Source organism: Burkholderia sp. COPS, from assembly GCF_019425585.1.
GTDB lineage: Bacteria > Pseudomonadota > Gammaproteobacteria > Burkholderiales > Burkholderiaceae > Burkholderia > Burkholderia cepacia.
Genome location: NZ_WIXR01000015.1, coordinates 16,744 through 36,918, shown reverse-complemented (window position 1 = coordinate 36,918; position 20,175 = coordinate 16,744). Strand labels below are relative to the sequence as shown.

The 20,175-nt window shown below is 66.8% G+C and carries 13 protein-coding genes and 1 tRNA gene; 7 read left to right on the top strand and 7 right to left on the bottom strand.

The genetic code is table 11. The features are described 5' to 3' along the window. Positions 1–46 precede the first annotated feature (46 nt). Entirely contained in the window at positions 47–2,743 is a 2,697-nt protein-coding gene (aceE, locus tag FOZ70_RS13235) for a pyruvate dehydrogenase (acetyl-transferring), homodimeric type (protein ID WP_021157662.1), read from the bottom strand. 273 nt (positions 2,744–3,016) lie between these two features. On the opposite strand from aceE, the gene fixL reads away from it, so the two are divergent. The 4 genes from fixL (at position 3,017) to FOZ70_RS13215 (ending at position 9,584) form a co-directional block, all read left to right on the top strand. Beyond that, the gene (fixL, locus tag FOZ70_RS13230) at positions 3,017–5,533 is read left to right on the top strand and encodes an oxygen sensor histidine kinase FixL (RefSeq protein ID WP_042973631.1); all 2,517 of its coding nucleotides are present in this window, start codon (positions 3,017–3,019) and stop codon (positions 5,531–5,533) included. Beyond that, a complete protein-coding gene (gene fixJ, locus FOZ70_RS13225) occupies positions 5,530–6,168 on the top strand; it encodes an oxygen response regulator transcription factor FixJ (protein WP_219706065.1) in 639 nt (212 codons plus the stop codon). Before fixL ends, fixJ begins: the two co-directional genes overlap by 4 nt. 244 nt (positions 6,169–6,412) lie before the next feature. Next, a complete protein-coding gene (folD, locus tag FOZ70_RS13220; RefSeq protein ID WP_048024084.1) occupies positions 6,413–7,273 on the top strand; it encodes a bifunctional methylenetetrahydrofolate dehydrogenase/methenyltetrahydrofolate cyclohydrolase FolD in 861 nt (286 codons plus the stop codon). Between the two features lie 223 nt (positions 7,274–7,496). Next, positions 7,497–9,584 (top strand): M3 family metallopeptidase, encoded by a 2,088-nt coding sequence (locus FOZ70_RS13215; RefSeq protein ID WP_021157659.1) that lies wholly within the window; start codon positions 7,497–7,499, stop codon positions 9,582–9,584. A gap of 60 nt (positions 9,585–9,644) precedes the next feature. Here FOZ70_RS13215 and dinB read toward each other — a convergent pair whose 3' ends face one another. Then, on the bottom strand, positions 9,645–10,838 hold the full coding sequence (gene dinB, locus FOZ70_RS13210; protein WP_021157658.1) for a DNA polymerase IV: 1,194 nt from the start codon (positions 10,836–10,838) through the stop codon (positions 9,645–9,647). 136 nt (positions 10,839–10,974) lie between these two features. Here dinB and FOZ70_RS13205 point away from each other — a divergent pair, with 136 nt between their 5' ends. After that, positions 10,975–11,667 carry an aspartate/glutamate racemase family protein gene (locus FOZ70_RS13205; RefSeq protein WP_059707086.1) on the top strand — a complete coding sequence of 231 codons (693 nt, stop codon included), beginning with the start codon at positions 10,975–10,977 and terminating at the stop codon, positions 11,665–11,667. Positions 11,668–11,765: 98 nt separating this feature from the next. On the opposite strand, the gene FOZ70_RS13200 is transcribed toward FOZ70_RS13205, so the two are convergent. After that, positions 11,766–11,842, bottom strand: a tRNA-Met gene (locus FOZ70_RS13200). A gap of 183 nt (positions 11,843–12,025) precedes the next feature. Here FOZ70_RS13200 and xth point away from each other — a divergent pair. Then, on the top strand, positions 12,026–12,802 hold the full coding sequence (xth, locus tag FOZ70_RS13195) for an exodeoxyribonuclease III (protein ID WP_021157656.1): 777 nt from the start codon (positions 12,026–12,028) through the stop codon (positions 12,800–12,802). A 19-nt stretch (positions 12,803–12,821) separates the two neighbouring features. Here xth and FOZ70_RS13190 read toward each other — a convergent pair whose 3' ends face one another. The 4 genes from FOZ70_RS13190 to glnA all read right to left on the bottom strand — a co-directional run bounded on the left by FOZ70_RS13190 (position 12,822) and on the right by glnA (position 19,302). Then, on the bottom strand, positions 12,822–14,930 hold the full coding sequence (locus FOZ70_RS13190) for a prolyl oligopeptidase family serine peptidase (protein ID WP_219706064.1): 2,109 nt from the start codon (positions 14,928–14,930) through the stop codon (positions 12,822–12,824). Between the two features lie 89 nt (positions 14,931–15,019). Further along, positions 15,020–16,537, bottom strand: a complete 1,518-nt coding sequence (ntrC, locus tag FOZ70_RS13185; protein WP_021157654.1) for a nitrogen regulation protein NR(I) — start codon at positions 16,535–16,537, stop codon at positions 15,020–15,022. Positions 16,538–16,583: 46 nt separating this feature from the next. Continuing rightward, the gene (gene glnL / locus FOZ70_RS13180) at positions 16,584–17,726 is read right to left on the bottom strand and encodes a nitrogen regulation protein NR(II) (protein ID WP_021157653.1); all 1,143 of its coding nucleotides are present in this window, start codon (positions 17,724–17,726) and stop codon (positions 16,584–16,586) included. Between the two features lie 160 nt (positions 17,727–17,886). After that, positions 17,887–19,302 carry a type I glutamate--ammonia ligase gene (gene glnA, locus FOZ70_RS13175; RefSeq protein ID WP_017331833.1) on the bottom strand — a complete coding sequence of 472 codons (1,416 nt, stop codon included), beginning with the start codon at positions 19,300–19,302 and terminating at the stop codon, positions 17,887–17,889. Between the two features lie 407 nt (positions 19,303–19,709). Here glnA and FOZ70_RS13170 point away from each other — a divergent pair, with 407 nt between their 5' ends. Then, the gene (locus tag FOZ70_RS13170) at positions 19,710–20,174 is read left to right on the top strand and encodes a rhodanese-like domain-containing protein (RefSeq protein WP_021157651.1); all 465 of its coding nucleotides are present in this window, start codon (positions 19,710–19,712) and stop codon (positions 20,172–20,174) included. The last annotated feature ends 1 nt before the right edge of the window (position 20,175 follow it).

Sequence of the window (20,175 nt, the reverse complement as noted above, 5' to 3'; positions counted from 1 at the left end):
GCGCGCTTCTCGCGGAAGCGGCGCGCGGCATCACACGGCGTGTGCGTTAAACGGTCATCGGGTTGGGCTTCGACGGATCGAGGTTGTACTTGGCGATCGCGTCCGCGACCACCTTGCGCTCGATCGTGCCTTCGTCGGCCAGCGCGTTGAGCGCGGCGACGGTGACCCAGTGACGGTCGACTTCGAAGAAGTGACGCAGCTTCTCGCGGGTATCCGAGCGGCCGAAACCGTCGGTGCCCAGCACGACGAAGCGGCGATCGATCTGGCCGCGGATCTGGTCGACCAGCGCGCGGACGTAGTCGGTCGACGCGATGACCGGGCCCTGCGTGTCCTTCAGGCACTTCTGCACGTGCGACAGGCGACGCTCCTCGGTCGGATGGAGCAGGTTCCAGCGCTCGACCTGGTGGCCTTCACGCGCCAGCTCGGTGAAGCTCGGCACGCTCCACAGGTCGGCGGCGACGCCCCAGTCATTCTTCAGCAGGTCGGCGGCAGCGATCACTTCGTTGAAGATCGTGCCCGCGCCGAGCAGCTGGACGCGCGGCGCCTTCTTGTCGGCGTCGGCCTTCCTGAACGCGTACATGCCCTTGATGATGTCGGCCGCCACGTGCTCGCCCTGCGGAATCGCCGGGTGCTCGTAGTTCTCGTTCATCACCGTGATGTAGTAGTACACGTCTTCCTGGTCCTGCACCATGCGGCGCAGGCCGTCCTGGACGATCACCGCGAGTTCGTAGCCGAAGGTCGGGTCGTAGCTCACGCAGTTCGGCACCGATGCCGCCCACAGGAGCGAGTGGCCGTCTTCGTGCTGCAGGCCTTCGCCGTTCAGCGTCGTGCGGCCCGCGGTCCCGCCGAGCAGGAAGCCGCGCGAACGCATGTCGCCCGCGGCCCATGCCAGATCGCCGATCCGCTGGAAGCCGAACATCGAATAGAAGATGTAGAACGGCACCATGATCTCGCCGTGCGTCGAATACGACGTCGCCGCCGCGATCCAGTCGCACATGCCGCCCGCTTCGTTGATGCCTTCCTGCAGGATCTGGCCGGTCTGCGATTCCTTGTAGAACATCAGCTGGTCGGAATCTTCCGGCACGTACTTCTGGCCTTCCTGGTTCCAGATACCGATCTGGCGGAACAGGCCTTCCATGCCGAACGTACGCGATTCGTCCGGGACGATCGGCACGACGCGCTTGCCGAGCGCCTTGTCCTTCAGCAGGATGTTCAGGATCCGCACGAACGCCATCGTCGTCGAGATCTCGCGGCCCTCGCCCGTGCCCTTCAGCAGCGGTTCGAACGCGTCGAGCGCCGGCACCGGCAGCGACGTCGCCTTCTCGCGGCGATGCGGCAGGTAGCCGCCGAGATCCATGCGCTGCTTGCGCATGTATTCGAGTTCCTTCGAGCCTTCCTCGAACTTCAGGTACGGCACGTCGGCGATCTGCTCGTCGGTGATCGGCAGGCGGAACTGGTCACGGAACTTCTTCAGTTGCTCGACCGGCAGCTTCTTCTGCTGGTGCGTGATGTTCATCGCCTGGCCCGACTCGCCCATCCCGTAGCCCTTGATGGTCTTCGCGAGAATGACGGTCGGCGCACCCTTCGTGTTCGTGGCTTCGTGGAAAGCCGCGTAGATCTTGTGCGGATCGTGGCCGCCGCGGTTCAGCGCCCAGATGTCGTCGTCGGACCAGTCGGCGACGAGCGCCTTCAGTTCAGGCGTGTTGAAGAAGTGCTCGCGCACGAACGCGCCCGACTCCGACTTGTACGTCTGGTACTCGCCGTCGACGACTTCCATCATGCGGCGCATCAGCGCGCCCGTCTTGTCGCGCGCGAACAGCGCGTCCCAGCGGCTGCCCCAGATGACCTTGATCACGTTCCAGCCGGCACCGCGGAATTCCGATTCCAGTTCCTGGATGATCTTGCCGTTGCCGCGCACCGGGCCGTCGAGACGCTGCAGGTTGCAGTTGATCACGAACACGAGGTTGTCGAGCTTTTCGCGGCTCGCCATCCCGATCGCGCCGAGCGATTCCGGCTCGTCCGTCTCGCCGTCGCCGAGGAATGCCCACACCTTGCGGCCTTCCGTCTTCGCGATGCCGCGCGCTTCCAGATACTTCATGAAACGTGCCTGGTAGATCGCCATGATCGGGCCGAGGCCCATCGACACGGTCGGGAACTGCCAGAAGTCCGGCATCAGCCACGGGTGCGGGTACGACGAAATGCCGTTGCCGTCGACTTCCTGGCGGAAGTTGTCGAGCTGCTCTTCCTTCAGGCGGCCGAGCAGGAATGCGCGCGAGTAGACGCCCGGCGACGAGTGGCCCTGCACGAACACGAGATCGCCGCCGTGCTGCTCGGACGCTGCGTGCCAGAAGTGGTTGTAGCCGACGTCATAGAGCGTCGCGGCCGACGCGAACGACGCGATATGGCCGCCGACGTTCGTGTCCTTGCCGGCACGCAGCACCATCGCCAGCGCGTTCCAGCGCGTGTACGAACGGATGCGGTGCTCGATGTCCTGGTCGCCCGGGATCTTCGCCTGGGCTTCGACCGGGATCGTGTTGATGTACGGGGTATTGGCGGAGAACGGCAGGTGTTCGCCGTGCATGCGGGCGAACTCGATCTGCTTTTCGATCAGGTAATGCGCGCGGCCGGTGCCCACGGAGGAGATCACGCCATCGAGCGACTCCAGCCACTCGACGGTTTCTTGCGGGTCGTCGTCACGTTCGGCGGCGACATATTTCATCACTTCGTTCGGTACAGCGGACATTCTCGTCTCCTGGGTCCTGGAATGTGAGGATCGCTCTCGTGCAGACGACGCGACGCGACCGGCTGCGGGCAAGCTCCAGCGGATTGTAATGAGCGTGCGCGGGCCTGCGCAACAAAATTTTCGAATTGTGAGATCTTTTCTCGCAATACGAAATATTGCTGCGCTGCACCCATATTTCGGGGCTCTCCGGCGCGTCCCGGCGGAACAAATCCGTTTCCGTTCAACATATCCGGTATAGGTTTTCCATGTATTGCGCTGCGCTACAATCCTGCCATGTTGACCGATCGGCTTTTCGCACGCTCGGCGCGACCGTCGGGCCCGCCGGCGGAGTCGCAGCCGTCCCGTTGGCACCACGGACCGTGGTGGTCCAATTCCTATTTGCTGACGCCACTGCTGTCGATCCTCGTGTTCCTGGTGGTGATGAGCCTCATCCTGTGGAGCCTCAACCGCCGCGAACAGCAGCAGCAGGAAGACACCCTCTTCCGGAACGTCGCGTGGGCGCAGCAGCAGATCCGCCTGTCGATGACGGGCGCGCAGGAACAGCTCCAGGCAGTATCGCGCGACCTCGCGTCCGGCCGTCTCGACCAGAACGCGTTCCAGATGGCCGTCGCGGACGTGATGCAGACGCACCCGGAAATCCTCTACCTGAACTGGTACACATCGCCCGGCGTACAGCGCTGGCCGACCGTGCATCCGCCGCTGCTCGGCCAGCGGCTCGCGAAGCCCGGCGAAGCGCAGATGCAGGACGCCGTGCGCGGCGCGTACGACGAGGCGCGCAGCACGCGGCGCCAGGCCTATTCGCCGCTGATCTACGACGACTTCGGCAACGGCTTCATCACGCTGCAGACGCCCGTCATGCGCGGCGACCGCGAGTACCTCGGCTCGATCGCCGCGGTGTTCTCGGTCGAAGGCATCCTGAAGCACGACATTCCGCAGGAACTGTCGTCGAAGTACAAGATCTCGATCACCGACGCGAACAACCGCGAGCTGTCGTCCACGTCGACACGCCCGCGCCTGCCGCGCGACTCGCACTACGACCTGCCGCTCGATCCGCCCGGCCAGGGGCTGACCGTGCGCGTGTACGCATTCCCGCAGCTCACGAACCTCACCAACAACACGCTCGTGTGGCTCGTGGCGGGCCTGTCGTGCTTCGTGCTGTGGAGCCTCTGGAGCCTGTGGAAGCACACGCGCCAGCGCTTCGAGGCGCAGCAGGCGCTGTACGCGGAGGCGTTCTTCCGCCGCGCGATGGAGAATTCGGTGTTGATCGGCATGCGCGTGCTCGACATGCACGGCCGCATCACGCACGTGAACCCCGCGTTCTGCCGGATGACGGGCTGGGACGAAACCGACCTCGTCGGCAAGGTCGCGCCGTTCCCGTACTGGCCGCGCGACGCTTACCCGGAAATGCAGCGCCAGCTCGACATGACGCTGCGCGGCAAGGCGCCGAGCTCGGGCTTCGAGCTGCGCGTGCGGCGCAAGAACGGCACGCTGTTCCATGCGCGCCTGTACGTGTCGCCGCTGATCGACAGTTCGGGCCGCCAGACCGGCTGGATGTCGTCGATGACCGACATCACCGAGCCGAAGCGCGCGCGCGAGGAACTCGCGGCCGCGCACGAGCGCTTCACGACGGTGCTCGAAAGCCTCGACGCCGCGGTGTCGGTGCTGGCCGCCGACGAAGCCGAGCTGCTGTTCGCGAACCGCTACTACCGCCACCTGTTCGGCATTCGCCCGGACGGCCATCTCGAGCTGTCGGGCGGCGGCTTCGACCGCGCGCAGGCATCGTCCGACTCGATCGACATGGTCGACGCGTTCGCGGGCCTGCCGGCCGCCGCGCTGACGAGCAGCACGGCCGATGCGCAGGAGGTGTACGTCGAGAGCATCCAGAAGTGGTTCGAGGTGCGCCGCCAGTACATCCAGTGGGTGGACGGCCACCTCGCGCAGATGCAGATCGCGACCGACATCACGACCCGCAAGAAGGCGCAGGAGCTCGCGCACCAGCAGGAAGAGAAGCTGCAGTTCACGAGCCGATTGATGACGATGGGTGAAATGGCGTCGTCGATTGCTCACGAATTGAACCAGCCGCTCGCCGCGATCAACAACTACTGCTCGGGCACGCTCGCGCTCGTCAAGAGTGGCCGCGGCACGCCCGAGACGCTGCAGCCCGCGCTGGAAAAGACCGCGCAGCAGGCGCTGCGCGCCGGGATGATCGTCAAGCGGATCCGCGAATTCGTGAAGCGCAGCGAGCCGAAGCGCCAGCCGGCCCGGGTCGCGGACATCGTCGCCGACGCGGTCGGGCTCGCTGAAATCGAGGCCAGGAAGCGCAGGATCCGGATCGTCACGGAAATCCTCGCAAGAATGCCTATTATTTATGTCGACCCCGTGCTGATCGAGCAGGTGCTCGTGAACCTGATGAAGAACGCGGCCGAGGCGATGGCCGACGTGAAGCCGGCGTCGGCGGACGGCGTGATCCGCGTCATCGCCGACATCGAGGCGGGATTCGTCGACATCCGCGTGATCGACCAGGGCCCGGGCGTCGACGAAGCGACCGCCGAGCGCCTGTTCGAACCGTTTTACAGCACCAAGTCCGATGGCATGGGCATGGGGCTGAACATCTGCCGTTCGATCATCGAATCGCATCGGGGGCGTCTGTGGGTGGTCAACAACGTCGAGCCGGATGGCCGCATTTCCGGCGCGACGTTCCACTGCAGCCTGCCCATTGGGGAACCCGCTGATCTCGGCCAAGGGGGGCGCGAGGCATCGGCATCACATACCGTTACGGGAGAACTATGAATAGCCCTGTCACCACCACTCAGGAAACCGTCTTCGTCGTCGACGACGACGAGGCCGTACGGGACTCGCTGCGCTGGCTGCTGGAGGCGAACGGCTATCGCGTGCAATGCTTCTCGAGCGCCGAGCAGTTCCTCGATGCGTACCAGCCGGCGCAGCAGGTCGGCCAGATCGCGTGCCTGATCCTCGACGTGCGGATGTCGGGCATGAGCGGTCTCGAGCTGCAGGAACGCCTGATCGCCGACAATGCCGCGCTGCCGATCATCTTCGTCACGGGTCACGGCGACGTGCCGATGGCCGTGTCGACGATGAAAAAGGGTGCGATGGACTTTATCGAGAAACCGTTCGACGAAGCCGAGCTGCGCAAGCTCGTCGAGCGGATGCTCGACAAGGCCCGAAGCGAAAGCAAGAGCGTCCAGGAGCAGCGTGCCGCGAGCGAACGCCTGTCGAAGCTGACCGCGCGCGAGCAGCAGGTGCTCGAACGGATCATCGCGGGCCGCCTGAACAAGCAGATCGCCGACGATCTCGGCATCAGCATCAAGACGGTCGAAGCGCACCGCGCGAACATCATGGAAAAGCTCAACGTCAATACGGTGGCCGACCTGCTGCGCCTCGCGCTGTCGAAGAAGCAGGCCTGAGCGGCGCGCGCGGCTACGGGCAGCCCTGCCCGGCCGGCCGCACCACCGGCTACCGCGCCGCGCGATGCGGCCCACTCGCGCGGCATGGCCCGGCGCTTCCTCCCGGAGCGCCGGCACCGGCGCCATGACGCTTTCCTTGTATTCACTGTCGGACGACGGCAGGCGACCGGTATAATTGCGTGCTTTGCTGCGGCGCTTCGCGTGCCGCACGCCCGCATTCCAACTTCCCGGCAGGACCACCACCATGACAGCCCTCCTCATCGACGGCAACGCCCTCTCGAAGACCTTGCGCGCGCAGGCCGCCGAACGCGCCGCCGCCCTGACCGCACGCGGCCACCAGCCCGGTCTCGCGGTGATCCTCGTCGGCGCCAACCCGGCGAGCGAAGTCTACGTGCGCAACAAGATCAAGGCGTGCGAGGACAACGGCTTCTTCTCGCTGAAGGATGCGTACCCGGCCACGCTGTCGGAAGCCGACCTGCTCGCGCGCATCGACGAGCTGAACCGCGACCCGAAGATTCACGGCATCCTCGTCCAGCTGCCGCTGCCCGCGCACATCGACAGCCACAAGGTGATCGAGGCGATCGCGCCGGAGAAGGACGTCGACGGCTTCCACATCGCGAACGCCGGCGCGCTGATGACCGGCAAGCCGCTGTTCCGGCCGTGCACGCCGTACGGCGTGATGAAGATGTTCGAGGCGCACGGCATCCCGCTGCAGGGTGCGAACGCGGTCGTGATCGGCCGCTCGAACATCGTCGGCAAGCCGATGGCGATGATGCTGCTCGACGCCGGCGCGACCGTGACGATCTGCCACAGCAAGACGCGTGACCTCGCCGCGCATACGCGGCAGGCCGATGTCGTGGTCGCCGCGGTCGGCAAGCGCAACATCCTGACCGCCGACATGGTCAAGCCCGGCGCGACGGTGATCGACGTCGGCATGAACCGCGACGATGCCGGCAAGCTGTGCGGCGACGTCGACTTCGCGGGCGTGAAGGAAGTGGCCGGCCACATCACGCCGGTGCCGGGCGGCGTCGGCCCGATGACCATCACGATGCTGCTGATCAACACGATCGAGGCCGCCGAGCGCGCGGCCGACGCAGCAGCCTGACCCTGCCCGTTCAGCCGGCGTGCGGTTCCGCGCGCCGGCGCCTCGCCGGCCGCACCTGGCCGGCCACCCCATCCCGCATTCGACCCCGCGCCAATCGCGTCGTTAGAAACTAACGATTGGAAAGCGCGCAATGCGCCCCAATAATGTCGATATCGGGCGCCGCGCTGTCGTGCGCGCCTTACCCTTTTCACTCCGGTTCATCCGGCAACAGACAGGGAGTCTTATGTCCGCCAGCGCCAACACCAACCCGCTTCTCGACTTCTCGGGCCTGCCCCGCTTCGGCGAGATCCGCCCGGAACACGTGACGCCCGCGCTCGACACGTTGCTCGATGCCGCCAGCCGCGCGGTCGAGACCGCAAGCGCCGCCGCGACGCCGGCAACCTGGGCGGATGTCGTCGAGACGGTCGAGCACGCGACGGAGCCGCTCGGTCGCGCGTGGGGCATCGTCGGCCACCTGAACGCGGTCGCCGATACCCCCGAACTGCGGGCCGCCTACGGCGAAAACCTGCCGCGCGTGACCGAATTCTGGTCGAGCGTCGGCCAGAACCTCGCGCTGTACGAGAAGTACAAGGCAATCGCCGCGAGTGCCGAATACGCAACGCTATCCACCGAACGCAAAAAGATCCTCGACAACGCGCTGCGCGATTTCCGCCTGTCGGGCGCCGAGCTACCCGAGGACCAGAAGCCGCGTTTCGCCGAACTGCAGGAACAGCAGGCCGCGCTGTCGAAGGCCTTCTCCGATCACGTGCTCGACGCGACCAATGCGTACGCGTACATCGTGCAGGACGACGCCGAACTGGCCGGCCTGCCCGGCGACGCGATCGAGGCCGCCCGCGAAGCCGCGCAGAAGGACGGCAAGGAAGGCTGGAAATTCACGCTGCACTTCCCGTCGTACTTCCCGGTGCTGCAATACGCCGACAACCGCGCGCTGCGCGAGACGCTCTACCGCGCCTATGCGACGCGCGCGTCGGAACTCGGGCCGCAGTACGGCGACGGCAAGGCCGAATGGGACAACACGGCGATCGTCGCCGATGCGCTGAAGCTGCGCCGCGAAGAGGCGCAGATGCTCGGCTACCGCAACTTCGCCGAAGTGTCGCTCGCGCCGAAGATGGCCGAATCGCCGCAGCAGGTGATCGCGTTCCTCGAGGATCTCGCAACGCGCGCACGCCCGCACGCGGACAAGGACTGGGACGAGCTGCGCACGTTCGCCGCGAAGGAACTCGGCCTCGCCGAACTCGCGCCGTGGGACGTCGCATACGCGGCCGAGAAGCTGCGCCAGCAGCGCTACGCGTTCTCGGAAAACGAGGTCAAGCAGTACTTCCCGGAGCCGGCCGCGCTGAAGGGCCTGTTCACCGTCACCGAGACGCTGTTCGGCGTCCAGATCAAGCCGGACGATGCGCCGGTGTGGCACAAGGACGTGCGCTTCTTCCGCGTCGAGAACCGCGACGGCTCGCTCGTCGCGCAGTTCTATCTCGACCTGTACGCGCGCGAAGGCAAGCGCGGCGGTGCGTGGATGGACGACGCGCGGTCGCGCGCGAAGCGCGGCAGCACCGTGCAGACGCCGGTCGCGTACCTGACCTGCAACTTCTCGGCACCGGTCGGCGGCAAGCCCGCATGCTTCACGCACGACGAAGTCATCACGCTGTTCCATGAATTCGGTCACGGGCTGCACCACATGCTCACGCGCGTCGACGAGCTCGGCGTGTCGGGCATCAACGGCGTCGAATGGGATGCCGTCGAGCTGCCGTCGCAGTTCATGGAAAACTTCTGCTGGGAATGGGACGTGCTGTCGTCGATGTCGTCGCACGTCGATACGGGCGCCGCGCTGCCGCGCGAGCTGTTCGACAAGATGATCGCCGCGAAGAACTTCCAGAGCGGGCTCGGCACGCTGCGCCAGATCGTGTTCTCGATGTTCGACATGCTGCTGCACGTCGACTTCGACCCGGCAGGCGCCACCGGCGTGACCGCATTCGCGCGCGAGATCAACGAACGCTATCACGTGATCCCGCAAGCCGCGTTCTCGCGCTGGCCGAACACGTTCAGCCACATCTTCGCGGGCGGCTACGCGGCCGGCTACTACAGCTACAAGTGGGCCGAGGTGCTGTCGGCCGATGCGTACGCGGCGTTCGAGGAAGCGGCCGCCGCGAGCGGCAGCGTGCTCGACGCAGCGACCGGCACGCGCTATCGACGCGAAATCCTCGAGGTCGGCGGCAGCCGTCCGGCGATGGACTCGTTCAAGGCGTTCCGCGGCCGCGAACCGCAGATCGATGCGCTGCTGCGCCACAACGGGATGGCCGCACCCGCGCACTGAGCGCCCGCTGTCCGGCTCGTCCGGCTGCATCGAAAGGCACCGCCGCGGCGGTGCCTTTTTTCATGGTGCCGGGGGTTCGTCGGCTGCGTCGCCGGCGTGTCCGGTTTCGTCGTCGAACAGCGAGAACTGCCCGTGGCGCTCGGCGGTATCCTCGTCGATGCGCACGCCGACGCCGAGCAGCCGCACCGCCTGCGCACGCCGTTGCAGCCCCTTCGCGAGCAGCGTGACGGCCGTATCCGCATGCGTCGCGTCGGCCACGCACTCGACCGTCGTCCGCTGGAAATCGGCGAAGCGGATCTTCACGTACAGCTTGCGGATCGACCGCGCGGCGCCCGCCCGCGCGATACGCGCGTCGAGCTGCACGACGAGCCGGCGGATTTCTTCCGCGCACTGCTCGAGCGTCGTCAGATCGGTGACGTAGGTCGTCTCGACGCTGACCGACTTGCGCTCCTGGTCGGCCTGCACCGGCCGCTCGTCGATCCCGCGCGACAATTCGTACAGCCGCCGCCCGAACGCGCCGAATTCGCGGTGCAGGTCGATCAGCGGCCAGTCGCGCAATTGCGCGCAGGTCTGGATGCCGAGCCGGTCGAGCCGCGAGGCCGTCACCTTGCCGACGCCGTGCAGCTTGCGCACCGGCAGCGCCGCGACGAATGCGTCGATCTCGTGCGGCCGCACGACGAACAACCCGTCGGGCTTGTTCCAGTCGGACGCGATCTTCGCGATGAACTTGTTCGGCGCGACGCCGGCCGACACGGTCACGCCGACCGTATCGTGCACGCGCTGGCGGATCTCCCGCGCAATCAGCGTCGCACTGCCCTGGCATCGCTCCGACCCGCTGACGTCGAGGTACGCCTCGTCGAGCGACAGCGGCTCGACGTCGGGCGTGTAGTCGCGATAGATCGCCATGATCTGCCGCGATGCCGCGCGGTACTTGTCCATCGCGGACGGCAGGATCAGCAGGTCCGGACACTTGCGCATCGCCAGCGCCGACGACATCGCCGAATGCACGCCGTAGCGCCGCGCCTCGTAGTTGCAGGTCGCGATCACGCCGCGCTGGTCGGGCCGGCCGCCGACCGCGAGCGGCCGGTTGCGCAGCGACGGGTCGTCGCGCATCTCGACCGACGCGTAGAAGCAGTCGCAATCGCAATGAATGATCTTGCGCATGCGCGGCAGCACGTCGCCCGGTGGTGGCGCGTGCGGATCGGCAGGCGGAATGATGGTCGGGTTCACGGTGCCGATACTGTACAAAAACACAGTGCCGGTTTCAACTGTCGCGTGCGGTCGCGCCCGGCTGTGCCGTACCGGCCCGCTTTGCACGGATCGTACCGGCCGGCGCGGGCAGCGGCGCCTATACTCGTCTGCCGCAATACACGAAACGCAAAGGTGACGAATGAAGACGATCGGATTGATCGGCGGGATGAGCTGGGAATCGTCGGCCGAGTACTACCGGATGATCAATCGTCATTCGAAGGCGCTGCACGGCGGGCATCACAACGCGAAAAGCGTGCTGGTCACGGTCGATTTCGCGGAGATCGAAGCGCTGCAGCGCACGCACGACTGGGCCGCGCTCGGCGAACGGATGGCCGGCGCCGCGCGGCAGCTCGAAGCGGCCGGCGCCGATCTCGTCGTGCTGACGACCAATACGATGCATCGCGTCCACGCCGCGATCGAAGCCGCGGTGACGCTGCCGTTCCTGCACATCGCCGACCCGACCGGCGCCGCGCTGCGCGATGCGGGCATCGAGCGCGTCGCGCTGCTGGGCACGCGCTACACGATGGAGTTGCCGTTCTACGCGGAGCGGTTGCGCGACAGGTTCGGCATGGAGGTACTCGTGCCGGACGAACGCGGGCGCGACGACGTGCACCGGATCATCTACGACGAGCTGTGCCACGGCATCATCGCGCCGCAATCGCGCGCGACGTACGTGACGATCATCGAGGAACTGGCGACACGCGGCGCCCGGGCGGTGATCCTCGGCTGCACGGAAATCACGCTGCTGATCGGCGCGGACGACTCGCCGCTGCCGGTGTTCGATACGACCGCGCTGCATGCGAAGGCGGCGGTCGAGTGGGCGGCGCAATAGCGGCGCCGCGCGCAGAAAACAAAAAACCCGGCACGGAGCCGGGTTCCTGTCGACGAAGCGCGCATCGGTCACTTGCGCTGCACATCGTCTGGTGTGCTTGGTTGCGGGGGTAGGATTTGAACCTACGACCTTCGGGTTATGAGCCCGACGAGCTGCCAGACTGCTCCACCCCGCGTCAGAGAAATAAATTATAGGGTGAGGAAGTACTCACGTCAATACTTTTGTCACAATTTCTTCCCGATTCCCCGTGACGGCGGTGCGAGGCACCGCCCCCACCCCGCACGACGGGCGCGTTCGCACCGCGTGCTCGCGGTAAGATGGCGGCCTTCGCATTTACCCCGCACGCACACTCCCGTTCATGAAAATCGCCACCTGGAACGTCAACTCGCTCAACGTCCGCAAGCAGCACGTACTCGACTGGCTCGCGCAAAGCGGCACCGACGTACTGTGCCTGCAGGAACTGAAGCTGCCGGACGAGAAATTCCCGCGCGCCGATCTTGAAGCCGCCGGCTACCGCAGCTGGTTCACGGGCCAGAAGACCTACAACGGCGTCGCGATCCTCGCGCGCGACACGCTGTCCGTCGACGAATCGGACATCGTGCGCAACATTCCGGGCTTCGACGATCCCCAGCAGCGCGTGATCGCCGCGACGGTCGACGGCGTGCGCATCGTATCCGCGTATTTCCCGAACGGCCAGGCGCCCGACTCGGACAAGTTCGTCTACAAGATGCAATGGCTCGACGCGCTGCAGGCGTGGCTGCGCACCGAGCTGCAGCGCTACCCGAAGCTCGCGCTGCTCGGCGACTACAACATCGCGCCGGAAGACCGCGACGTGCACGACCCCGCGAAATGGGAAGGCCAGAACCTCGTGTCGCCGCAGGAGCGCGCCCACTTCGCGCAACTGATCGAACTCGGCTTCGTCGATGCGTTCCGCCGCTTCGAACAGCCGGAGAAGACCTTCACGTGGTGGGACTACCGGATGATGGCGTTCCGCCGCAACGCGGGGCTGCGCATCGACCACGTGCTGCTGTCGCCGGCGCTTGCGCAAACCTGCACGTCGTGCGAGGTCGATCGCACGCCGCGCACGTGGGAACAGCCGTCCGACCACACGCCCGTGGTCGCGGTCGTCGGCTGACCGGGCCGCCCGCGCGCGTTCAGCGCCGCGCGGGCGCCGGCCCGAGATGGGCCCACAGGAACCCGAATTCCGCCGCGTCGGCTTCCGCGCGTTCCAGATCGTCGGCACTGCCGTGGCCGCCGTCGGTGTTCTCCCAATACCACACCCGTTCATGACCGAGCGCATGCATGCGCGCGGCCATCTTGCGCGCATGCGCGGGATGCACGCGGTCGTCGCGCGTCGACGTCGTCAGCAGTAACGGCGGATACGCGACGCCTTCGCGCACGCGGTGATACGGCGAATACGCGGCCAGCGCCGCACCTTCGTGCGGATCCTCCGGGTCGCCGTATTCGTCGAGCCACGCGGCGCCCGCGTGCAGCTTCGGATAACGCCGCATGTCGAGCAGCGGAACGCGACAGAGCACCGCGCCGAACAGCTCCGGCCGCTGCACCATGCACGCGGCAACCAGCAGCCCGCCGTTGCTGCCGCCCTCGATGCCGAGCTGAGCGGCGCTCGTCACGCCGGTCGCGGCCAGATCCTCGGCCACCGCGATGAAATCGTCGAACGAGCGCTGGCGGTGTTCGCGCTGCGCGTCGACGTGCCAGCGCGGCCCGAACTCGCCGCCGCCGCGGATGTGCGCGAACGCCATCACGCCGCCGCGCTCGAGCCATCCGATGCCGAACGCGTCGCTGTAGCCCGGCAGGTTCGGGATCGCAAAACCGCCGTAGCCCGACAGCAAACACGGCCGCGCGACGCGCGCGGTGCCTTCGGCCGGATCGAGTGCATCGCGCGGCCCGATCAGCGTGTACGGCACCATCGTGCCGTCTCGCGAGCGCGCGCTCGCGCGGCGCACGACGAGCCCCGTCGCGTCGAACTGCACCGGCGGCCGGTCGAGCAGCACGCGACGCGACGACGCATCGTCCGCGCGGTCGGCCAGATCCGCCAGCCAGCATTCGGGCGGATCGAGATAGGTGTCGACGTCGACGTACACCTCGTCGTTCAGCGTCGCCTCGACGGGCTCGACGTCGATCTGCGCGTCGCCCGCCCACTCGAACGGCCGCGCATCCCATGTCCACGTACCGTCGTCGACCTGTCGCGGTTGCCACAGCAGCGTGCGGTTGTGCACGTCGTCGAGCCAGCTCGCGATCAGCGTCGTGCGCGTGTGCGTCCACGTGCACGCGGACGTCGTCGGCTGCGGCGCGAACAGCGTCGTGAGTTCGCGCGACCCCGCCAGGAACGCCTGCTCGCGGATCGCCAGCAGCGAGCCGCCCGCATGGCGCACACCGCCGCAATCCCAGTCGAGGCGCGGCTCCAGCATGAGCCAGCCTTCCCAGAACCCGACCTCGACATGGGGCGGCACGTCGTAGCGCGTCCACTCGCCCGCATCGGTCAGCCGGTACGCATGCGCGTCGAAGAAGTCGACGCTGCGCCACGCGACGTGGCGGTTGTCGATCGGATCGAACCCCGCGCCCGCGCTGATGTCGTCGGGTTCGCCGCTGAAGACGACGGGCGCATCGGCAAGCGCGGTGCCGCGCACCCAGCGCCGCGCTTCATACGGATAGCCGGCCGCGGTGGCATGCGCGTCGCCGCGATCCCAGCTCACGTAGACGGTATCGCGATCGATCCAGCCGACCGTGTGATGCCCCGGCTCGTCGATCGTGAAGCCGCCGTCGACGAAACGACGTTCGACGAGATCGAATTCGCGCACGACGACCGCGTCGGCACCGCCCGGCGACAGCGACAGCAGCGCGCGATCGCCGTCCGGATACAGGATCGCGTCCTGCTCGAACACCCACGATTCGCCCTCCTCCGCGCCGAGCGCATCGACGTCGAGCAGCGTTTCCCACGCCGGCCGGCCTGCACGCCAGTCGTCCCAGCGCGTGCGGCGCCACAGCCCCTTCGGATGGAGATCGTCCTGCCACAGGTCGTAGGCCCAGTCGCGCCAGCGGGTTGGAATCACCGGGCGTTCGCGCGGCAGGTACGCTTTCGCGAGGCGCGCCGTGAGCGCGCGATAGGCATCGTCGTCACGCAGCGCGGCGCGCGTGCGCGCGTTCTGCTCGTCGACCCACGTGCGGGCACGCTTGCTGTCGAGCGCTTCGAGGAAACGGAACGGGTCGGCCCCGGCGGGCCAGCGGAAGGAATCGGACATTGCGGATGGGCGGAATGGCAAACGGCGTGCAAACCGCGATTATGTCCGATCGCGGCATGCGCGATGCCCGCGCATGCCGCAAATCGTGCTCAGGGCTCCAGATGGAGTTCCTGGATCTTGCGCGTGATCGTGTTGCGGCCGATGCCGAGGCGCTCCGCGGCCTCGACCTTGCGACCGCGCGTGAAGTCGAGCGCCTCGCGGATCACGGCCGCCTCGAAGCGGCGTGCGAGTTCGTCCATCACGTCGGCCGAGTTCTCGCGCAACAGGCGTGCAACCTCGGTGCGCAAACCATGCTCCCACACCGGATAGCCGGCCGGCGCGCTGCCGTTCGGCGCGGCCGCGACCGGCGCGGACGCCACCGGCGCCGTGCCCGTCACCGGTGCCGAGAGTGCCGTATCGCCACCACCGACGTGCGTGCCCGCACCTTCGCCCGCAGCGACGACCGGCGCGCCGGCCGGCACGAGGTCGGGCGGCAGGTCCTTGATCTCGACCGTCTGCGCGGGCGCCATCACGGTCAGCCAGTTCGCGAGGTTCTCGAGCTGGCGCACGTTGCCGGGAAACGCGAGCGACGTCAGGTAGGCCAGCGCCTCGTCGGACACGCGTTTCGGCTCGACGCCGAGATCGCGCGCGCTCTTCTGCAGGAAGTGGCGCGTGAGCAGCGCGATGTCCTCGCTGCGCTCGCGCAGCGGCGGCAGCCGCAGCCGGATCACGTTGAGCCGGTGGTAAAGGTCTTCGCGGAACAGGCCCTGCCGCACGCGCGATTCGAGATTCTGGTGCGTCGCGGCGATCACGCGCACGTTCGCGCGCAGCGGGTTGTGCCCGCCGACCCGATAGAACTGCCCGTCCGACAGCACGCGCAACAGGCGCGTCTGCAGGTCGAACGGCATGTCGCCGATTTCGTCGAGGAACAGCGTGCCGTTCTCGGCCTGCTCGAAGCGGCCCTGCCGCGTCGACTGCGCGCCGGTGAACGCGCCGCGCTCATGGCCGAACAGCTCGGATTCGAGCAGGTCCTTCGGAATCGCCGCGGTGTTCAGCGCGATGAACGGCCCGTTCGCGCGCGGGCTGTGACGGTGCAGCGCACGCGCGACGAGCTCCTTGCCGGTGCCCGATTCGCCGGTGATCAGCACGGTCGCGGCCGAGTGCGACAGGCGGCCGATCGCGCGGAACATGTCCTGCATCGCGGGCGCCTGGCCGAGCATCTCGGGCGCCTCGGCCACGCGCTCGTCCTGCGGCACGCCGCCGCGCAGGCTTTCCTCGACGGCGCGGCGGATCAGTTCGACCGCCTTGTCGACGTCGAACGGCTTCGCGAGATATTCGAACGCGCCGCCCTGGAACGCCGCGACGGCGCTGTCGAGATCGGAGAACGCCGTCATGATGATGACGGGCAGGCCCGGCAGGCGCTCGTGCATCGCCTGCAGCAACTCGAGGCCCGAGCCGCCCGGCATCCGGATGTCGGATACGAGCACCTGCGGCGTCTCGTGGTCGAGCGCGGCCAGCGCGTCGCGCACGTTCGCGAAGCTCTTCGTCGCGAAGCTGTCCCGGGCGAGCGCCTTTTCAAGCACCCAGCGGATCGATTGGTCGTCGTCTACTATCCAGATCGGCTTCATAGGTCGGTCAGATATTGGTGAATCCGGTGAATCGCCATGCTGCCGCTCAATGATCGAGCGGCAGCAGGATCTGAAATTCGGTACGTCCGGGCCGGCTTTCGACCTCGATCGTCCCGTCGTGCTGCTGCACGAACGTCTGCGCGAGCGTCAGGCCGAGGCCGCTGCCGTCGTCGCGCCCGGACACGAGCGGGTAGAAGATCCGGTCGCGGATGTCTTCCGGGATGCCGGGCCCGTTGTCGATCACGTGCAAGTCCAGTGCCAGCCGGTACAGGCGCTTCGCGATCGTCACCTTGCGCGCGATGCGCGTGCGCAACTCGATCTTCGCGTCGCCCTGCGCGATCCGCTCGCGCAGCGCCTGCGCCGCGTTGCGCACGATGTTGAGCAGCGCCTGGATCAGTTGTTCCTTGTCGCCGCGCAGGTCCGGCACGCTCACGTCGTAGTCGCGCTCGATCGTGAGCCCGCGCGGGAATTCCGCGAGCATCACCGCGCGCACGCGTTCGCACACTTCATGAATGTTCACGTCGCCGACGATGTGCGGATGCCGGTGCGGCTCCAGCAACCGGTCGACGAGCGTCTGCAGGCGGTCGGACTCCTTGATGATCACCTGCGTGTATTCGCGCAACTCGCCGCGCTCGCGCTCGCCGAGTTCGAATTCGAGCAGCTGGGCTGCGCCGCGAATGCCGCCGAGCGGATTCTTGATCTCGTGCGCGAGGTTGCGGATCAGCTGCTTGTTGACCGCGGTCAGGTCGTGGATGCGCTCCTCGCGATCGGTGCGCGACTGCCGTTCGTTCTCGAACAGCTCGACGAGCACGAAATCGGGCGCGGTCTCGAGGAAGCCGACGATCGCGTGCACGTGCAGCGGTTCGCGGCCGGGCCGGTCGAGCACGGTATCGAGGTGCGTCGCGTGAAAGCGTTCCTCGCCGATCGCGGTGATCGTCGACGCCAGTTCGTTCGCATTAGGAAAGATCTCGCCCCACGGCCGCTGCGCGAGCTGCCGGCGCGAGATGTCGAGCATCGCCTCCGCGGACGGGTTCGCGAACGCGATCCGCAGCGTCTTGCGGTCGAGCACGAGCACGACCGTCGGCAGCGCTTCCAGCCCCGCCAGCAGGCCCGAGCGTGCGAGCCGCTCGTCGTCCGTCAGTCGCTCGGGCTGCCCCGTTTTCGCCTTGATCAGATTCTTCAGAACCATCTGCGTGCTTGTCGCGCCTCAACGGGCCAGAAAAGGAAAATCACCGGAACAAAAAAGGGACGGCTGAACGCCGCCCCTTTCAGGCTCCGCCGCCCCCGCCGCCAACCGCGCGGCGGGAACGAACCGGCAAAACGGCGCTGAATCGAAGCGCCATCGCCGATTACAGCGAGTAGTACATCTCGAACTCGATCGGGTGCGTCGTCATGCGGAACTTCGCCAGCTCCTGCTCCTTCAGCGCGAGGTACGCGTCGATCATGCCGTCCGTGAACACGCCGCCGCGCGTCAGGAACTCGCGATCCTTGTCGAGCGCTTCGAGTGCCTGGTCGAGGCCCGCGCAGACGGTCGGGATCTTTGCATCTTCTTCCGGCGGCAGGTCGTACAGGTTCTTGTCCGCTGCTTCGCCCGGATGGATCTTGTTCTGGATCCCGTCGAGGCCGGCCATCATCAGCGCCGTGAAGCACAGGTACGGGTTCGCCATCGGATCCGGGAAGCGCGTTTCGATACGGCGGCCCTTCGGGTTCGACACGTGCGGAATGCGGATCGATGCCGAACGGTTGCGCGCCGAATACGCGAGCTTGACCGGTGCTTCGAAGTGCGGGACCAGACGCTTGTACGAGTTCGTCGTCGGGTTCGTGATCGCGTTCAGTGCACGGGCGTGCTTGATGATGCCGCCGATGTAGAACAGCGCCAGTTCCGACAGGCCGGCGTAGCCGTTGCCCGCGAACAGGTTCTGGCCGTCCTTCCAGATCGACTGGTGAACGTGCATGCCCGAACCGTTGTCGCCGACGACCGGCTTCGGCATGAACGTCGCCGTCTTGCCGTACGAGTGCGCGACGTTGTGGATGATGTACTTCGACCATTGCGTCCAGTCGGCGCGCTGAACCAGCGTCGAGAACTTCGTGCCGATTTCGTTCTGGCCCTGGCCCGCCACTTCGTGGTGGTGCACTTCGACCGGGATGCCGAGCTGTTCGAGCAGCAGGCACATTTCCGAACGCATGTCCTGGAACGTGTCGACCGGTGCGACCGGGAAGTAGCCGCCCTTCGTGCCCGGACGGTGGCCCGTGTTGCCGCCTTCGAATTCCTTGCCTGCCGACCACGGCGCTTCTTCCGAGTTGATCTTCACGAAGCAGCCCGACATGTCCGTGTTCCACTGGACCGAGTCGAAAATGAAGAATTCCGGTTCCGGACCGAAGTAGGCCGTGTCGCCGATGCCCGTGCTCTTCAGGTACGCTTCGCCGCGCTTCGCGAGCGAACGCGGATCGCGCTCGTAGCCCTTGCCGTCGGCCGGCTCGACCACGTCGCAGGTCAGCACGAGGGTCGACTCTTCGTAGAACGGGTCGACGAAAGCGGCGCTCGGGTCCGGCATGAGCAGCATGTCCGACGCCTCGATGCCCTTCCAGCCGGCGATCGACGAGCCGTCGAATGCATGGCCGCTTTCGAACTTGTCTTCGTCAAACGCCGAAACCGGCACCGACACGTGCTGCTCCTTGCCGCGCGTATCCGTGAAGCGGAAATCGACAAACTTGACGTCCTCGTCCTTCACGAGCTGCATGACGTCGGCGACGGTTTTACTCATAACCTCTTCTCCTGATTAGAACAATTCCGGCGGACTGGGAACCGCCTCGTTTATCGAGCTGACCGGGGTCTTGCTTTGGCGCAGCGCGCCCCGATTCGACCGAATTCTATATAGCAGCTTCCGTGCCACCTTTGCGAACGACGGGCGCAAATCGCGCCGGGGCTCGCCACGTCAGGGCCGGGCTGCGCGATTCCGGGGCCTTGCGCCGCACCGGTCGCTTGCCGAAAGCACTGTGATGGTGCAATTCCGGCGACCCGCCGCAGCCAAGGAATCATTCTGGTGCATGCGTGCCATTCTGCACTTTTTTGGTGAACGCGTGGGCCATGCGTGCACCGCACCGCACGCGGCCATCCGTGCCGCGACGCCGCGCTAGAATGCTCGTTTGACCGATACGGAGACTCCCTGCCATGAGTACGCTCGACCAGCTTTACGCGAAGGCCGACGAACGCCGCGCCCAAGGCGCGCTCAACTACGCCGGGGCGCTGCTGCCGGCCGAAGCCTTCGAACTGCTGCAGCTCGATCCGTCGGCGCGCCTCGTCGACGTGCGCACCCGCGCCGAACTCGACTGGATCGGCCGCCCGCTCGTCGGCGACGGCCAGTACCTGCACCTCGAATGGACGCGCTACCCGGGCGGCGTGCCGAACGCCGAATTCGTCAACGAACTGAAGGCGGCCCTCCCGCCCGATACCCCCATCCTGTTCCTGTGCCGCAGCGCCGCGCGCTCGAAGCTCGCCGCGGTCGCCTCGGCGCAGGCCGGCTTCACGAAGGCGTTCGACCTGCTCGAAGGCTTCGAGGGCGCGAAGGACGCCGAAGGCCACCGCAAGACCGTCGATGGCTGGTGCTTCCGGAAACTGCCGTGGATCGGCGCCTGAC